The sequence below is a fragment of the Martinezella calliandrae genome (assembly GCF_030272695.1).
Taxonomy (GTDB): domain Bacteria; phylum Pseudomonadota; class Alphaproteobacteria; order Rhizobiales; family Rhizobiaceae; genus Rhizobium; species Rhizobium calliandrae.
In genome coordinates, this window is the sequence record NZ_JARFYN010000001.1 from 249914 (window position 1) to 266277 (window position 16364).

Consider the following 16364-nt stretch of genomic DNA (forward strand, 5'->3'; position numbering starts at 1 on the left):
GCGACTGTCGCGGCACGTATGCGCCCTCTCACCCCCGTCCTCATTGCCGCGATCGTGCTCAACGGCTGCCAGTCGGTGTTGGATCAGTCCTATCAGCCGAATGTGTCGCCCTCCGCCAATCCGCAGATCGTTGCCGAAGTACAGAAAAACGATCCGCGTGCGCAAATGGGTGCCCGCGAACATCCGCGCATCCTTGCAAGCTATGGCGGTGAGTACAAGGACGCCAAGACCGAGCGCTTGGTCGCCCGCATCGCCGGCGCGCTGACCAGCGTGTCGGAAAATCCGCAGCAATCCTATCGCATCACCATTTTGAATTCGCCGTCGATCAATGCCTTCGCGCTGCCAGGCGGCTATCTCTATGTCACCCGCGGTCTGTTGGCGCTCGCCAACGACGCCTCGGAAGTCGCCGCCGTGCTGTCGCACGAGATGGCGCACGTCACCGCCAATCATGGCATTGAGCGCCAGAAGCGCGAAGAGGCGGAGGTCATTGCCAGCCGCGTGGTCGCCGAAGTTCTGTCGAGCGATCTTGCTGGCAAGCAGGCCCTTGCCCGCGGCAAGCTGCGCCTTGCGGCTTTCTCTCGTCAACAGGAGCTACAGGCCGACGAGATCGGCATCCGCACGCTCGGTCAGGCCGGCTACGACCCCTATGCCGCCGCCCGCTTCCTCAACGCGATGGAAGACTATAGTCACTTCATGTCGGCCAATTCCGACGCCGATCAGAGCCTCGACTTCTTGTCGAGCCATCCGAGCACGCCGCAGCGCATCGATCTTGCCAAGGCGCATGCCCGCGAATTCGGCGAGGAAGGCAAGGTCGGCGATACCGGCCGCGATTATTACCTCAACGGCATCGACGGCCTGCTTTATGGCGACAGCCCGGAAGAAGGCTATGTGCGTGGCCAGACCTTCCTGCACGGTGGCCTCGGCATCCGATTCGACGTGCCGCCCGACTTCCACATCGACAACAAGGTCGAGGCGGTCATGGCAACCGGGCCTGGCGACATCGCCGTCCGCTTTGACGGCGTTGCCGACAGCCAGAACCAGAACTTGACGAATTATATTTCCAGCGGATGGGTCACCGGCCTCGATCCCTCGACCATCAAGGCGATCACCGTCAACGGCATGGAGGCAGCAACCGCGCGTGCCTCTGCCGATCGCTGGGATTTCGACGTCACGGTCATCCGCGACCGCGCGCAAATCTTCCGCTTCCTGACGGCCGTGCCGAAAGGCAACATTACCGCACTGGAGCAGACGGCCGATGTGCTGCGCTCAAGCTTCCGGCACATGACGCCGGAGGAAGCCTCATCGCTGAAGCCACTGCGCGTGCGCGTCGTCACCGTCAAAGCTGGCGACAACATCACCACGCTCGCCGCTCGGATGATGGGCACCGACCGCAAGCTCGACCTGTTCAAGCTGATCAACGCCCTGCCGACGGGCGCAACGGTTGCACCCGGCGACAAGGTCAAGATTATTTCGGAATAGACGGCTTTTCACCTTCTCCAAATAGGGGGAAGGGATTCTCCGCGTCAGGCATAGCTCGCCATGCGCGGATCAGCGTCAACCAGGGCGCTACGGAGCTTCTCCATGGCGCGGCTTTCAATCTGGCGCACACGTTCCTTGGAAATACCGAGATCAGCGCCCAGCTCCTCCAGAGTAGCACCGTCCTCCACCAGGCGGCGTGCCCGGATGATTTTCATCTCACGTTCGTTCAAGTGCTTCAACGCCGAGGCCAGCCAGACGCGGCGGCGCTCGCCGTCGATCATGTTGGAGACCTGTTCGTCCGGCAGCGGCTCGTCGCTGATCAGGAAATCCATGCGTTCGGCGCTTTCGGCATCACCGGAAATCGACGGTGCCTGCAAGGACGCGTCGTTGCTGGAGAGGCGCGCATCCATGGTCTGCACATCGGCAAGGCTGACCCCAAGGGCGACGGCGATTTCCTCATGGATGGACTGCACCGTGACGCCGGAATTGCCCCTGGCGAGCTTGGCGCGCAAGCGGCGGAGATTAAAAAACAGCGCCTTCTGCGCCGAGCTCGTGCCGCCGCGCACGATCGACCAGTTACGCAGGATGAAGTCCTGGATCGACGCCCGGATCCACCAGCTGGCGTAGGTCGAAAATCGCACTTCACGTTCGGGTTCAAACCTTGCCGCCGCCTCCAGGAGACCTACATAACCCTCCTGTACCAGATCGCTCATCGGCAAGCCGAAATTGCGGAATTTGCCCGCCATCGAGATAACGAGGCGCATATGGGCCGTAGCAATCTTGTTGCGAGCGCCGCGATCGTCGTGATCCTTCCAGCGGATGGCGAGGTCGTGTTCTTCGTCACGGTCGAGATAGGGGGCGGCCATCGCGATCTTAATCATTCGTCGGTCTGCAGACATATTTTTCATATACATATCCCCTAAATCCTACCCCAAAATCGTCTCAGTGCCGCGGTCAACGGAAATGGCAGCAAACGTCGTTTCCGGACATTGCTGCGCGGATGAAAATCTATGAATTGAATGCAATTGGAGACCGGCCCGATGTCCGGACGGTCGGTTACGGGTCTATTTCGGCTTCACCGAAATGACCTAGCGAACGAAATGGCTTCAGATCGCCGGGAAATTTCCAATCAAAACGCATGGGGTCCGGTCCTCGTGAACGTTAAGGCAAACGGCTGGTCGACGAACTCATGTCAGGAGAGGTTCACACCAGCCGCGAATACTACACCTAAACGCGTCAGACGGTAAAAGGTTCCAAAGAAAAAACCCGGCTCGATGGCCGGGTTTTTTGGACGTGATCTTTGCCCTTTGGCCTTATGCGGCTTCGTCCTGGGAATCGTCTTCTTCGACGACCTTGCCGCGCTTCGGGCCTTTGTTCAGATTGACCTCAACGAGGCGGACAGCCTCGGTCTCCGACATCTTGTTGACGGCAGCGATTTCGCGCGCCATGCGATCGAGCGCGGCCTCATAGAGCTGGCGTTCCGAATAGGACTGCTCAGGCTGGTTTTCAGCGCGATAGAGATCGCGAACCACCTCGGCGATGGAGATCAGATCGCCGGAATTGATCTTGGCATCATATTCCTGGGCACGGCGCGACCACATGGTGCGCTTGACGCGGGCTTTGCCCTGAACGACCTTAAGCGCCCGGTCGACGAAATCCGTCTCGGAAAGCTTACGCATTCCGATGCTCATGGCCTTGGCAACGGGCACCTTCAGACGCATTTTGTCTTTTTCGAAGTCGATTACAAAAAGCTCAAGCTTCATACCGGCGACTTCTTGTTCTTCAATCGCGGTGATCGTACCCACACCGTGAGCGGGGTATACAATCGCTTCACCAGTCTTGAAGCCATGGCGTGCTGCTGAAGGTTTTTTCTGCTGGATCGTCATTCTTTTCAAAAACTCCCTGTTACGCACCCGGCGCGAACCGGGGCCGGGTCAGTCAGGCCCGGATGAGACGGAAGCACCGTCGGGGTGACTTCATCCTGGTCCAGCCAGACGCATGCAAAAAGAAATCCGTTCATCGCGATCCCAGACCCGACAACTCAAAATGTTGATATGTCAAGGAAACCGCGTACGGATTGCTTACTTGCTTTCGTGATGGTTTGGGGCATACAAAATGCCGCAGTGGATCAGTGTGAGGAAGCTATCACAAAAATCTGAGGAAATCAATAATTTGCTTTACGCACACCAAGCGGCCACATTGACCGCACGTGCGGCCAATGGCATTGATTCGTCTTCTCGACCTATCGACTACACCTTTATCGACGGCCTGTCACGGCCTTCGATCAGTCGCCGGAACCGGGATTGGCCGAGAAATACTTCTCGAACTTACCCTGTTCGCCGTCCATCTCCTTAGCGTCCGGCAGCGGATCGCGCTTGACCGTTATGTTCGGCCAGAGGGATGCATAATCCGCGTTGATTTTCAGCCACTTGTCGAGACCCGGCTCGGTATCGGGCTTGATCGCCTCGGCGGGACATTCCGGCTCGCAAACGCCGCAATCGATGCATTCATCGGGATGGATGACGAGAAAGTTCTCGCCTTCGTAGAAGCAGTCGACAGGGCAGACTTCCACGCAATCTGTGTATTTGCAGCGAACACAATTATCGGTCACGACGTATGTCATGAAGCACTCCAGGGATATCTCTCGTTTTCCGTGGATGCGCAACCTGGAACGTCGCGCCTTTCCCTCGGAAGCCGGCGGGCAAGCGGATGCGCTATGCGCAGGCATGCCGACCGGCTGGTTACCAGCGGGTTGACCGTGAGGTACCGGCTTTGCTGGCCAATTTCAAGGACAAACAATCCCGAAAATCATGGAGACCGGATAGAGTTTTCTAATCGTCCTCCGACGTCAGCTGGTCGATTGCGCGCCGATCGCGTTTCGTCGGCCGTCCACTGCCGGGTGTGCGGCTAGCCTGCTCGAGCGGAGTGAGACGTTTTGTCTCATCTGGCGGCGGCGTCAAGTCCTCATAAAGCAGCTTCGCCTCTTCGAAAGGACCTCTCCGCTCGCCCGGCAGACGCACGATCAGGACGACGTCCCGCCGCTCCAGCGCGAGTTCGATCCGGTCGCCGGCCTTGACGCCAAAGCTCGGCTGCACGACCCGCTCGCCATTCACCCGCACGCTGCCGTTTTGGACATAGACCTGTGCCAGCGAGCGGGATTTTACCATACGGGCAAAGAACAGCCACTTGTCGATGCGTTGGCGCGAACCGGAAGATGGCTGCCTCGCGTCCGTCATGGCCTATTTCTTCATCTGCTCCTTGAGCGCTGCAAGCTTGGCGAAAGGAGAATCCGGATCGATCGGCTTTTCCTTGCGGGGCGGCTTGGCTTCGAAACGCAGCGGCTGGGAAGCGCCGCGATTGTTGCGGTCGTTCCGGTCATTGCGATCGTTACGCTCTTTCCGTTCGCCGCGATCCTGGCGGTCGTTGCGTTCGGAACGGTTACCCTGATGTTGCGGACGGCCGCCGTCGCGGTTGCCGCGCGGCCCTCGGTTATCGCCACGGGCCTCACGCCCCTCGCGATTATCCCGGCCTTCGCCGCCCGCCTGCTGCTCACCGCCGCCATTGCGGCGATTGCCCTGATGACCGCGTCCCTCGCCCTGGCCGTGCTGGCCGCGCCGATGATCGCCATGGCCGCGTCCGCCCTGTCGCTGCTGGTTGTCGCTGCGTCCACCAAGACGCCAGAGTAGAACCGGCTTCGGCTCGACCGGCTCGGCAGCAACGACATCGACACCCGGCAGCTCGGCTACCGCAGCAGCGGCTTCGGCAGGCTCGGCGGCAACAGCAGCCGGCTCAGCCGGAGCTTCCGCTGTAGACGTAGCATCCTGTGAGACGGCTTCACTTTCCGTAGCCGGCTCATCGCCATGACTATCGGCATCGTCATGATCGGCCTTTTCGGCGGCTGCTTCCGCACCCGGCGCTCCCGGAGCGGGCGCAGAAGCCACGTCCTGGAGCGCGAGGAAGGCCGACGCATCTTCCGCCTTCACGGCGTCGGCGCGGTAGCCGAGACCCTTCAGGATCTCTTCCATGTCTTCCAGTGTTGCGCCGAGGATGGAGAGCATCGACGTCGTCGTCGTGAAACGGCGGCCGTCATAGGCACCTTCCGGACGCGAGGCCTGACCGGGCTTCCACTGCAGCAGCGGACGGATGATATCCGCCAGCCGTTCGAGAATGTCGATGCGCACTGCACGCTTGCCGAGGAAGCGGAAGCCGGCAAGCTTGTAGAACATGCGCTCGAAGCTCGGATCGGTGACGACGGAGGTGCGGCCGGCGGCCAGAACCGGAATCAGGTCGCCATAGCCCGGCTTGTCGAGGCCGTCGTTCTTCAACGCCCAAAGCAGGGTGATGAGTTCGGCCGGAGCCGGCTTCAACAAGGCAGGCACGAAAATGTGGTAGGCACCGAAGCGGACGCCATAGCGGCGCATCGAGGCGCGGGCGTCCTGGTCGAGCGACTTCACCTCTTCGGTGACGTCGCGACGGAACAGCACGCCGAGGCTTTCGACGAGTTGGAAGGCCAGCCCCTTGGCAAGACCCTGCAAGTCCTCGGCGCGCGACAGATCGTCGAGAGGCTTCAAGACCGTGCTGATATGATGATTCACGAAGCGCTCGATGCGCGCCGCGACATGGTCGCGCGCATTGCCCGTCAACTGCTCATCGGCGAGCAGAATGACGCGCGGACGCATGACGTGATCGCTGCCCGAAAGCCGCGCCACGGGATCGCCGAGCCAACGGACAAGGCCATCCGCGCTGATCGCCAAATCGCTGTTGCCGGCCGCGTGGATACGGGCGGCGCGCGCCTCGAACTCCAGCGCGAGTGCCTTCTGCGAGGCCGTCTGGACAGCCTTTGCGTCCGGCCCCTCGGTTCCCGCGATAGGGGTGAACCGGAATCCGGTCAACTGTCCCACATGATGCCCCTCAACGAAGACATCCCCATTCACACTGATTTCAGCTTCCAGCATCGCATTCTCTCTCAGGCGCTTCATGAGCACAGATGTCCTGCGATCAACAAAGCGTTTCGTCAACCTTTCATGTAACGCATCGGACAATCGATCTTCGATTTCCCGCGTCTTTTCTTGCCAGTGTGTCGGATCGGCAAGCCAACCGGGCCGATTCGATACATAGGTCCAAGTCCTTATCTGCGCGATTCGCGCCGAAAGCGTGTCAATCTCGCCATCCGTCCGATCGGCACGATGCACTTGTTCGGCAAGGAAGTCTTCCTTTACCGTGCCATAGCGCACGAGGTCGGAAAAGAGGGTGGCGATAAGATCGGCATGCTGGGCGGGCGTAATCCGCCGATAATCCGGAAGCGCACAGGCTTCCCATAATTTTTCGACCCGCGCCGGATTGTTGGCGAGATCGGAAATCTCCAGATCGCGCGACAGAGATTCCAGCGCCTGCTGATCGACCGCCGGCAGCGCGCGCGTCAAGCCCTGTACGCGTGGAACGCTTTCAAGGCTCGCGCGCAGCGAAGCGATCGAGGAAAAATCGAATTCCTTGGTACGCCACTGTAACACCTTAACCGTATCGAACTCATGACCCTCGATGCGCCGTACCAACTCGTCGTCGAAGGGATCGACCTGACCGGTCACACCAAATGTGCCGTCCTTCAGGTGACGGCCGGCGCGGCCGGCGACTTGGCCGAGTTCGCCCGGATTGAGATTGCGGAACTGATAACCGTCGAACTTGCGATCCTGGGCGAAAGCAACGTGATCGACATCGAGATTGAGACCCATGCCGATCGCATCCGTCGCGACCAGATATTCGACATCGCCGGCTTGATAGAGGGCGACCTGCGCGTTGCGGGTACGCGGGCTGAGCGCCCCGAGGACCACGGCCGCACCGCCGCGCTGGCGGCGGATGAGTTCGGCGATGGCATAGACCTCGTCGGCGGAAAAGGCGACGATCGCCGTGCGTTGCGGCAGGCGGGTGATTTTCTTCTGGCCAGCATAAAAGAGATGCGACAGGCGGGGCCGCTCGACGACCGTGATCCCCGGCAATAACTGCTCGAGAATCGGCCGCATCGTGCCCGCACCAAGCAGCAGCGTTTCGTCGCGCCCGCGCAGATGCAGGATGCGGTCGGTGAAGATATGGCCGCGTTCCAGATCGCCGGCAAGCTGTACTTCATCGATGGCGACAAAGGACGCGCGCGTCTCCCGCGGCATGGCCTCGACCGTGCAGACGGAATAGCGCGCATTCGGCGGCGAAATCTTCTCTTCTCCGGTGACTAGCGCGACATATTGCGCCCCGACCTTTTCGACGACACGGGTATAAACCTCGCGCGCCAGCAGCCGCAGCGGCAGGCCGATAACGCCGTTGCCGTGCGCCACCATGCGCTCGATGGCATAATGGGTTTTGCCGGTATTGGTCGGTCCGAGCACCGCGGTCACGCCGCGTCCGCTCAGGATCATTGGCTGCGAAGTCAGAGTCATAGGTCCATGCATGGGCGAGAAACCGCTGTCTTTTCGATCAACAAGCTCCCCAAGGAAGAGAAGAAGAGATGACCACCATATGTGACAAAGGCAAGACCCGAATGAAAAAACAACGGTCGCAATATGCGATTTCATTATTGGCGGACGCAACCAAAGGCTACATTGTCCTTGCATCCCAAGCGAGTCCCGACGAGTCCGGAACAGCTTGAGAACGAATCAGCGACGAATCGCTACTCCTCATAGTTCTTATTTTGTTCACTACTATATATGGATTTCGATTCATAGAATCCCACCAGATACTGAATCATTTTTGGACACCTCTTTTACGGATTCAGGAGTCAAGAGGCGAGGCCGGCATGATGATAATCGCGTCTAAAAAATATAGTTAACCATCTGTTAATTCCGTAAATTTCTCCAAGGATCCGACCATGAGACTTCCGAATTAAGATTCGGGCCAAAGCCGGAACGAATCGGAGACGAATCACTGACATCGGTCGATTCTGCATTTGTTCCACACAACATCTAGCGTTATTCCGATCGAAAGGCACAGGACTCTGCCTGGTTGAAACTTAGAATCCTGCCGAATTATGGATTGCGATTAACTTTTAAGCGAGTCCACATATGATTAATCTATAAATTCACTCACAAGTTGAATCCGTTAACACATCGACCAAAGCCGGAACGAATCGGCGACGAATCGTTGATTCGATCATGTGCTCCATTTGTTCACCGCTAGATATAGCGCTGGGATAGGGCGGCTCATCCAAATGGAGAATGAGGAGGTGAGCTGGGTAGCCTCAGAAATCGACGGAATTAACCATTTTGCTGGCGAAGTACCACTTTCCGGCGATCAAGGTTCAAGTTCACCTCTCCGAAAGAGGTAGATCTTTCGATGAACCAATCATCACGGCATTAACCAAAGCCCAAAAGCAGAACGAATCGCTGACGAATCACGGACAGGCCCATTTTCCCGTTTCGTTCACCGCAACATATTGTATTTAAAGTAATTTCTAACCATAGGCGAGGTCATTGACGAACATTTTGCGCGCGCGTTCGGATGCGTGTGTTAACTTTTCTGCCCAGCTAGCGCTTGCTTCCATGACTTGTTATTTCTGAGCCGGAACAATTTCTCGCGAAACAAGTTTCTATTCACGGCGACTGTGGTGCGCTACTCATTAGAGGGGACGATAAAGGACGCATCGGGACTTTGATCTAGCGCATCTTGTCTGCTTGAGTGACATCCACTCCGGCGGGGACGCTCTAGGCGCCAGACTCGGAGGAAATTTGTCATGCTTGGTACAATATTACTCGTGATTTTGATTCTGTTGCTGATCGGTGCACTTCCTAACTGGGGTTACAGCCGGGGTTGGGGTTACGGTCCATCAGGTGGTCTCGGACTTGTTCTTGTCATCCTCCTCATTCTGCTATTGATGGGCCGGATCTGATCCGGCCGATATTGTTGAAGACCTCAACCACTAGGGAGCATTATCATGAAGAAAATCATCGTCGCGATCGCCCTTGTCGGCGCACTTGCCTCATGCACCGCAACCGAAAAGGGAACGGCCATCGGCGCCGGAACGGGCGCGATCATAGGCGGTGTCGCCAGCAACAGCTGGGGCGGTGCCGCAATTGGCGCCGTCGCCGGCGGTGCCGTCGGCTATCTTATCGGCCGGTCCCATGAGCACCCGGGTTACTGCATCTACCGTGACCGCAACGGCCGCCGCTATGAGGCTCGCTGCCACTAGGACGGGTAGAGACGAAGATCGATTTCTTTTGGCCGATCGTCGACGCTCTGTCGACGATCGGTCGTAAAAGCCAAATCCTTCGCGCCGACAATTTTTTGGACCGATATTTTTCTTGAGACGAACATACCCACGCCGGTCTCGCGGAGATCGGGTTAACGTTTTTCGGAAAGGAACGGCACCATGGCCGAGATCATTGCAAGCATTGCAGGGCTCGTTCTTGTCGGCACCACATTTATTGTGCTGGGTTATGCCGCGCGGACGCGGGAGAAGGAAATGCACCGCATGACCTTTGAGCCCGTCGTTTTGCAATTCAAACGCCGGCAGCGGCGATCCGTGAATTCAAGCCGACAATGATTGCCGGGCATCCCGGCAATCATTGGGCACTTACCCTACCAGATCAAACGAAGAATTGACCGCCATTGGCGCTGATCGTTGATCCCGTGATGAAGCCGGCGTCATCGCCGACGAGAAAGACAACGATACGGGCAATTTCCTCAGGATCGCCCAGACGGCCTACGGGGATCTGCGGGATGATCCGCTCGTTTAAGACCTTTTCCGGCACTGCAAGCACCATCTCAGTGCCGATATAGCCAGGGCAGATGGCATTGACGGTGATATTCTTGGCGGCACCCTCCTGGGCAAGCGCCTTGGTGAAGCCGAGGTCGCCGGCTTTAGCGGCGGAATAATTCGCCTGACCCATCTGGCCCTTCTGCCCATTGATCGACGAAATATTGACGACACGGCCAAAGCTGCGGTCGCGCATGCCCTGCCAGACATGATGCGTCATGTTGAACAGGCCTGTGAGGTTGGTGTTGACGACCTCGTGCCATTGCTGCGGCGTCATCTTGTGGAACATGGCATCTCGGGTAATCCCGGCATTGTTGACGAGAATCTCGATCGGACCAAGTTCGCCCTGAATCGCAGAGATGCCCTTACCGCAGGCTTCGTAGTCGGACACGTCCCACTTATGCACGGAAATGCCCGTCACTTCATGGAAAGCCCGAGCCTTCTCGTCATTGCCTGCATAGGTTGCCGCAACCCGGTAGCCCGCATTGCGCAACGCCATCGAAATAGCCGCCCCGATGCCGCGCGTACCACCTGTCACCAACGCCACTCTGCTCATATTCCACTCCCCTCTGTTGTCGCTAAAGCGGATCAGCATTCTTGGTTCGCTTAATCCCTCTCTCGCTATTTACTTTAGCACGATCTTATTCAAAACCATTTCGCACTGTTTGGGGACCGAGCGAAGCGCCCTGAAGCGCTGTGCGTTCATGTGAACACACAAAGATCGCCCTAGCCTTTTGAATCCAGAGCATCTTTCCCGCTTACAGGTGAGATCACCTGAAAGCGGGATGCTCACTAGAGCGCTTCGAAGCACATGGCGACGCCCATGCCGCCGCCGATGCAGAGCGTGGCGAGGCCCTTCTTGGCGCCGCGACGCTTCATTTCGAAGAGAAGTGTGTTGAGGATGCGCGCGCCGGAGGCACCGATGGGATGGCCGATGGCAATGGCGCCGCCATTGACGTTGACGATCGACGTATCCCAGCCGAGATCCTTGTTGACGGCACAGGCTTGCGCGGCAAAGGCCTCATTAGCCTCGACGAGGTCGAGGTCGCCGACGGACCAGCCCGCCTTTTCCAGCGCCTTGCGCGAGGCCGGGATCGGGCCGGTGCCCATGATCTGCGGGTCGACGCCGGCAGTTGCCCAGGAAACGATGCGGGCGAGCGGCTGGATGCCGCGGCGTGAGGCTTCAGCCTCGGTCATCAGCACGGCCGCCGCCGCGCCGTCATTGATACCAGAAGCATTGCCGGCAGTTACGGTGCCTTCCTTGTCGAAGGCGGGGCGCAGCTTGGTCATGTTGTCGAGCGTCGCTCCGTGACGGATAAATTCGTCGGCGTCAACGCTGACGTCGCCCTTACGGGTCTTGACGATGAATGGCACGATCTCGTCCTTGAAACGGCCGGCGAGTTGCGCGGCTTCCGCCTTGTTTTGCGAGGAAACGGCGAACTGATCCTGGTCGTCGCGGGAAAGCTGCCACTGACGGGCGATGTTTTCCGCCGTGATGCCCATGTGATAGCCGTAAAAGGCGTCCGTCAGGCCGTCCTTGATCATCGTGTCGATCATCTTCATGTCACCCATCTTGGTGCCGCCGCGAAGATGCGCGGCATGAGGGGCCATCGACATGGATTCCTGGCCGCCGGCGATGATGATCTTGGCGTCACCCGCGGCGATCTGCTGCATGCCGAGTGCTACGGCGCGCAGGCCGGAGCCACAGAGCTGGTTGACGCCCCAGGCGGTCGCCTCCTGCGGAACACCGGCCTTTATGGCGGCCTGGCGAGCCGGGTTCTGACCTTCGCCGGCCTGCAGCACCTGACCGAGGATCACCTCGTCGACTTCCTTGGCATCGACACCAGATCGCTCCAATGCGCCTTTGATCGCAGCTGCGCCGAGCTCATGAGCCGGGATGGTCGCAAAGGCGCCGTTGAAGGAACCGACAGCAGTGCGAGCTGCACTGGCGACGACGATGGATGGATTGCTCATGGAAGCCTCCTCACAGGATGAACATATATAAGGCGAAACTGTCAAAGCTTTGCGCCCGAGTCAAACGACAAGAATTTTGGTCTTCCAGATTTCATGAAGTCGTCATCACCCGACAAAAAATACTATTAAAGGAAAGGGCTTGCCGCATCGCACAAACCGATTGTCACCAAGCTTCTTTTGCGTCTACACTTGGCGGTGGAGGAGTTTCCATACAATCAGACGGGGCCAGGAGACTGATAATGGCAAAAAATGAGGGCCAGATCGTTATCAAGAAATATGCCAACCGCCGCTTATACAATACCGGCACCAGCACATATGTGACGTTGGATGACCTAGCGGAGATGGTGAAAAAGGGAGAAGAATTTATCGTCCAGGATGCGAAAAGTGGCGAAGAGATCACGCATTCGGTTCTAACGCAGATCATTTTCGAACAGGAATCGAAGACCGGAAATACGTTGTTGCCGATTTCGTTCCTCAGGCAACTGATCACCTATTACGGCGATCAGATGCAGATGGTCGTGCCGAGCTTTCTTGAACATTCCATGCGCGCCTTTACCGAGCAGCAGACACAAATGCGCGAGCAGATCAACCGCGCCTTCGGCGAAACGCCGCTGGGCAAGAATCTGCAACTGCCGATCCAAATGGTCGAGGAACAAGTCCGCCGCAACACCGAAATGTTCCAGCAGGCGATGCAGATGTTCTCGCCCTTCATGAAACCGCCGGCGAAAGAAAGCCGCAAGGCAGAAGCAAAGGACATCGACGAGTTGAAAGAACAGCTCCGCGCAATGCAGAACAAGCTGGACAGTTTGTGAGCATTTTACCCTCGCCCCATCGGGGAGAGGGTAAAAATCCTTACAGCTCGATCGAAACATCCCGCCCGGCCGAGCGGATCGAAATGGTGAATCCGCCGATGACGTCAGTGAAGGCGATGGTCATCAGGACGAAGAAAGTTTGCGTCGCCGCATCCTTCAGCAGCAGGAATTCGACGAGATAGGCGATGAACACCAGCATCGACAGCATGTGATTGAGCAGCGAGCCGGAACCGTTGCGTCGCCTTCAGAATTTCGAAGAACAGCATGATCAGTGCAATGACGATGAAGAAATCGCCGAGCTGCAGCGTCCATGTCGCGCTCGAAAGCATGGCGAGAGTAAGCCTCACATCGTTGAGGGACGCGATACCGCCCGCGCCCATCAAATCCAGCATCGCCAGATAAAGCACGAGGGGAACGATCATCAGCGGGAAGGCAACAATCAAGACGAGGCGCATTTCTCCGGAATTGAAGTCGCCGCGATTGTTAGCGCATACCCTCGAAAGTACGAAGCCGTTTTCGGACAAGATCCTGCCGGATCAAGTGCGCAACAAATAGAAAAAGGCCGGCGGAAACGCCAGCCTTTGAATTTCACCCCCAAAGGGAGCGCTTGAACTATGCGCTTTCCTTCGGCGTCAGAACCTGACGGCCGCGATACATGCCGGTCTTCAGATCGATATGATGCGGGCGACGCAGTTCGCCGGAGTTCTTGTCTTCGACATAGGTCGGAGCCTTGAGCGCATCAGCCGAGCGGCGCATACCGCGCTTGGACGGGCTCGTTTTTCTCTTCGGTACAGCCATTCTCGTTACTCCACTTTGCGGACGAAACACATCAGCGGCCAGCCAGGCGGCCGAAACAGATGTGCATCAATTTCGGAAATTGGGCGGGCTTATACATGGCTAAAGCGACTTTGACCAGTCCCTTCCCGCATTTTTTGCCCGCAGTATCGAATCGACGCCGATGGAAACCGAATCAGCGCTTAGGCTTCGTCTTCCGGCACGATCCAGGGCTCCTCACGAGCCGCTTTTTCCCATTTCTGCCACGCGGGCAGGGCTTTCATCGCAGCCATATAGTCCAGCGTGTCGGCGGCACTGACGAGATCGTAAACCTCGAGGCGGTTGACGACCGGCGCAAACATGGCATCGGCGCCGGAGAACGCGCCGAAAAGGAAGGGGCCACCGGAAAGGGCGCGCATATCGCGCCAAATCGTCTCGATGCGCGCAACGTCGTCCATGACACCCTCTGGCAGATCGAGCCGGCTGACGGGGCGGCGGATGTTCATCGGGCAGGCATTGCGTAGCGCGCGGAAGCCCGCCAGCATTTCCATGGAGATCGAGCGCGCCAAAGCACGCGCCTGCCGATCACTGGGCCAGAGGCCGGAATCCGGGAAAAGCTCGGCCACGTATTCGATGATGGCGAGCGATTCCCAGACCTTGAACTCACCATGCACCAGCATCGGCACCTTGCCCGTCGGCGAAACCTCGCGAATGCGCGGATTGCCAGCTGGAAAATCGAAGGGGATTAGCACCTCTTCGAAAGCGATGCCGCAACCCTCCAATGCGATCCACGGCCGAAAGGACCAGGAGGAATAGTTCTTGTTGCCGATATAGAGGGTTAGCTTGTCCATGGTTTGTCCTTCTTATTTTTGGAACTCGAATACCAGAAGTTCCTCGAAATGATTCATGTCGTCGAACGAACAAAAGGCTGGCGGGCGCATCTCGATGATCGGTGCCGTGGCTCGGATATCGGCGGCAACCTGGTCCAGCATCGCCTGCCAACGCGGCAGCGCCTCGTCTCCCAGCCGCTCTATGACATAGGCGAAGGTGATGTGGAACGGATAGACGTCATGGTCAGGATGGCGATAGCCGAGGAGATCAGCAAGGGCATTGCGCCACGCCCGCATCACTCTCCGATCCGTCTCGGTTGCGCCGTCGACCAGCAGGCCGCTCGGGCGCGCATGCGTCACCGCCACCTTGAACGGCTCGCGCATGGAAAGGGTCTTTAGTCGCTCGCCCATGATCGCGGTCATCTCATCGATCGGTGCATCGAGCGCTATATCCGCCGGCCAATAAGGCCGCGTGCGGCGATGTTCGATAATGCCCTGAAACAACGTCATATGCAGGCTGGAAATCGGCGTGAAGGTGAATTGCGAGGCTTCCGGCATAGCCAGAAATTTTTCCCGCGCCGCAACGACCGCACGCTGCGTTTCGGAACCTTCCACCAAATGGCGGACGATCGTATTACCCGGCTCGTACTGAAAATTGCCCGACAGATCGTAGCGCCTCCCGAGACGAGGGGGCGGCTCCGGGTGACGGCTCTTGGAATATTTCAGCAGTTCAGGCGAGAAAGCAACGATGCTCATGGGGCAGGTCCGTGTTCGTTGGCAGATCACCCGCCCTTACGTCACATGCAAGAATGCCAGATGACGGCTAACCGATCGAACGACAAGTTCTGATATCAGTTATAAAGGCACTTGATGTAGTCGCCGGAATTCTTCGCCCGGCGCTGTATCAGCGACGCGAGCTGGCGCAGCCCGCGCCCCGGCCTGCTCGCCACCCGGTCGATCGGATTGGGCAAGGAGACGGCGAGAAGCGCGGCCTGGCGGGCGGTTAACTTCGAGGCCGGCACTTTGAAATGATATTGCGCCGCCGCCTCTATTCCGTAGATCCCCGGCCCCCATTCGGCGATGTTGAGATAGATTTCCATCATCCGCTGTTTCGACCAGACGAAGGAGGAGGTAACGGCAAGCGGCAGTTCCAACGCCTTGCGCACGAAGGAGCGGCTATTCCAGAGGAAAAGATTCTTCACGGTCTGCATCGGAATCGTGCTCCCACCGCGCGTGGACTCACCCCGCAGCGTTTCCTGTACGAGCATGCGCATCTCGCCCCAGTCGACACCGCCATGAAAACAAAATTGCCCGTCCTCCGAAACCAGGACCGACTGCACCAACACCGGTGCGATGTTATCGAAGGAAACCCATCGGCGATCATATCCTCGAAGCAGAACGGCATCGCGCAGCATCAGGGTTGAAATCGGATGAATGAACGGCAACGCGTAGAGAGGGATAAGAAGATATGGTAACAGCAGCAAGGCGATGGGGACGAGGATGATACGCTGCCAGAGCGGACGGCTCTTCAAGCGCGCAAACCAACCCGACCGTCGCGCCATCTCAGCTTCTTCCTCGCTGCCCGTCGGAGTGTCCAATTGTTGAAGGTCCACCGTCTTTCCACCCCGGAACACCCTTCGCGTGTCCGAGAGACACGCCATGAATGCTGCAAGTGTCATACCGTCTACACGGAGCGATGACCAGAGTGCGGCGAGATTCCCTTCTCGGCTGTTGACAATTCTCGTTGCCAGCAACCCG

General features: G+C 58.1%; 16 protein-coding genes and 1 pseudogene. 5 read left to right on the plus strand and 12 right to left on the minus strand.

Translation table 11 applies throughout. The annotated features are described in order from the left end of the window. The first annotated feature begins 18 nt into the window (after window positions 1–18). Window positions 19–1479, plus strand: a complete 1461-nt coding sequence (locus tag PY650_RS01165) for a M48 family metalloprotease (protein WP_285877307.1) — start codon at window positions 19–21, stop codon at window positions 1477–1479. A gap of 44 nt (window positions 1480–1523) precedes the next feature. Here PY650_RS01165 and PY650_RS01170 read toward each other — a convergent pair whose 3' ends face one another. The 5 genes from PY650_RS01170 to PY650_RS01190 form a co-directional block, all read right to left on the minus strand. Then, the gene (locus PY650_RS01170) at window positions 1524–2387 is read right to left on the minus strand and encodes an RNA polymerase factor sigma-32 (protein WP_285877241.1); all 864 of its coding nucleotides are present in this window, start codon (window positions 2385–2387) and stop codon (window positions 1524–1526) included. Between the two features lie 405 nt (window positions 2388–2792). Then, window positions 2793–3365, minus strand: a complete 573-nt coding sequence (locus PY650_RS01175) for a CarD family transcriptional regulator (protein ID WP_107109815.1) — start codon at window positions 3363–3365, stop codon at window positions 2793–2795. Window positions 3366–3763: 398 nt separating this feature from the next. Then, a complete protein-coding gene (gene fdxA, locus PY650_RS01180; protein WP_285877242.1) occupies window positions 3764–4102 on the minus strand; it encodes a ferredoxin FdxA in 339 nt (112 codons plus the stop codon). Between the two features lie 208 nt (window positions 4103–4310). Then, window positions 4311–4715, minus strand: coding sequence for an RNA-binding S4 domain-containing protein (locus PY650_RS01185; RefSeq protein ID WP_285877243.1), 405 nt, complete (start codon window positions 4713–4715; stop codon window positions 4311–4313). 3 nt (window positions 4716–4718) lie between these two features. Beyond that, window positions 4719–7904 (minus strand): helicase-related protein, encoded by a 3186-nt coding sequence (locus PY650_RS01190; protein WP_285877244.1) that lies wholly within the window; start codon window positions 7902–7904, stop codon window positions 4719–4721. Window positions 7905–9193: 1289 nt separating this feature from the next. On the opposite strand from PY650_RS01190, the gene PY650_RS01195 reads away from it, so the two are divergent. From PY650_RS01195 to PY650_RS01205, 3 genes are all read left to right on the plus strand, one after another. Then, the gene (locus tag PY650_RS01195) at window positions 9194–9349 is read left to right on the plus strand and encodes a DUF3309 family protein (protein WP_285872598.1); all 156 of its coding nucleotides are present in this window, start codon (window positions 9194–9196) and stop codon (window positions 9347–9349) included. A gap of 45 nt (window positions 9350–9394) precedes the next feature. Next, window positions 9395–9649, plus strand: a complete 255-nt coding sequence (locus PY650_RS01200) for a YMGG-like glycine zipper-containing protein (RefSeq protein WP_285877245.1) — start codon at window positions 9395–9397, stop codon at window positions 9647–9649. Window positions 9650–9829: 180 nt separating this feature from the next. After that, on the plus strand, window positions 9830–10003 hold the full coding sequence (locus PY650_RS01205; protein WP_285877246.1) for a hypothetical protein: 174 nt from the start codon (window positions 9830–9832) through the stop codon (window positions 10001–10003). 43 nt (window positions 10004–10046) lie between these two features. Here PY650_RS01205 and phbB read toward each other — a convergent pair whose 3' ends face one another. Further along, window positions 10047–10772, minus strand: a complete 726-nt coding sequence (gene phbB / locus PY650_RS01210) for an acetoacetyl-CoA reductase (RefSeq protein WP_285877247.1) — start codon at window positions 10770–10772, stop codon at window positions 10047–10049. A gap of 236 nt (window positions 10773–11008) precedes the next feature. After that, window positions 11009–12190, minus strand: a complete 1182-nt coding sequence (locus tag PY650_RS01215; RefSeq protein ID WP_285877248.1) for an acetyl-CoA C-acetyltransferase — start codon at window positions 12188–12190, stop codon at window positions 11009–11011. A gap of 239 nt (window positions 12191–12429) precedes the next feature. Here PY650_RS01215 and phaR point away from each other — a divergent pair, with 239 nt between their 5' ends. Next, window positions 12430–13002, plus strand: coding sequence for a polyhydroxyalkanoate synthesis repressor PhaR (gene phaR / locus PY650_RS01220; RefSeq protein WP_107109823.1), 573 nt, complete (start codon window positions 12430–12432; stop codon window positions 13000–13002). Between the two features lie 40 nt (window positions 13003–13042). On the opposite strand, the pseudogene PY650_RS01225 reads toward phaR, so the two are convergent. The 5 genes and pseudogenes from PY650_RS01225 to mtgA form a co-directional block, all read right to left on the minus strand. Continuing rightward, window positions 13043–13445 (minus strand): annotated as a pseudogene (locus PY650_RS01225) (hypothetical protein). A 169-nt stretch (window positions 13446–13614) separates the two neighbouring features. Beyond that, a complete protein-coding gene (gene rpmF, locus PY650_RS01230; protein WP_003543812.1) occupies window positions 13615–13800 on the minus strand; it encodes a 50S ribosomal protein L32 in 186 nt (61 codons plus the stop codon). A gap of 179 nt (window positions 13801–13979) precedes the next feature. Further along, on the minus strand, window positions 13980–14627 hold the full coding sequence (locus PY650_RS01235) for a glutathione S-transferase family protein (protein ID WP_285877249.1): 648 nt from the start codon (window positions 14625–14627) through the stop codon (window positions 13980–13982). A gap of 12 nt (window positions 14628–14639) precedes the next feature. Further along, window positions 14640–15362, minus strand: a complete 723-nt coding sequence (locus PY650_RS01240; protein ID WP_285877250.1) for a DUF1868 domain-containing protein — start codon at window positions 15360–15362, stop codon at window positions 14640–14642. 95 nt (window positions 15363–15457) lie between these two features. Continuing rightward, complete coding sequence (gene mtgA, locus PY650_RS01245) at window positions 15458–16168, minus strand: monofunctional biosynthetic peptidoglycan transglycosylase (RefSeq protein ID WP_285877308.1); 711 nt, start codon at window positions 16166–16168, stop codon at window positions 15458–15460. Window positions 16169–16364 lie beyond the last annotated feature (196 nt).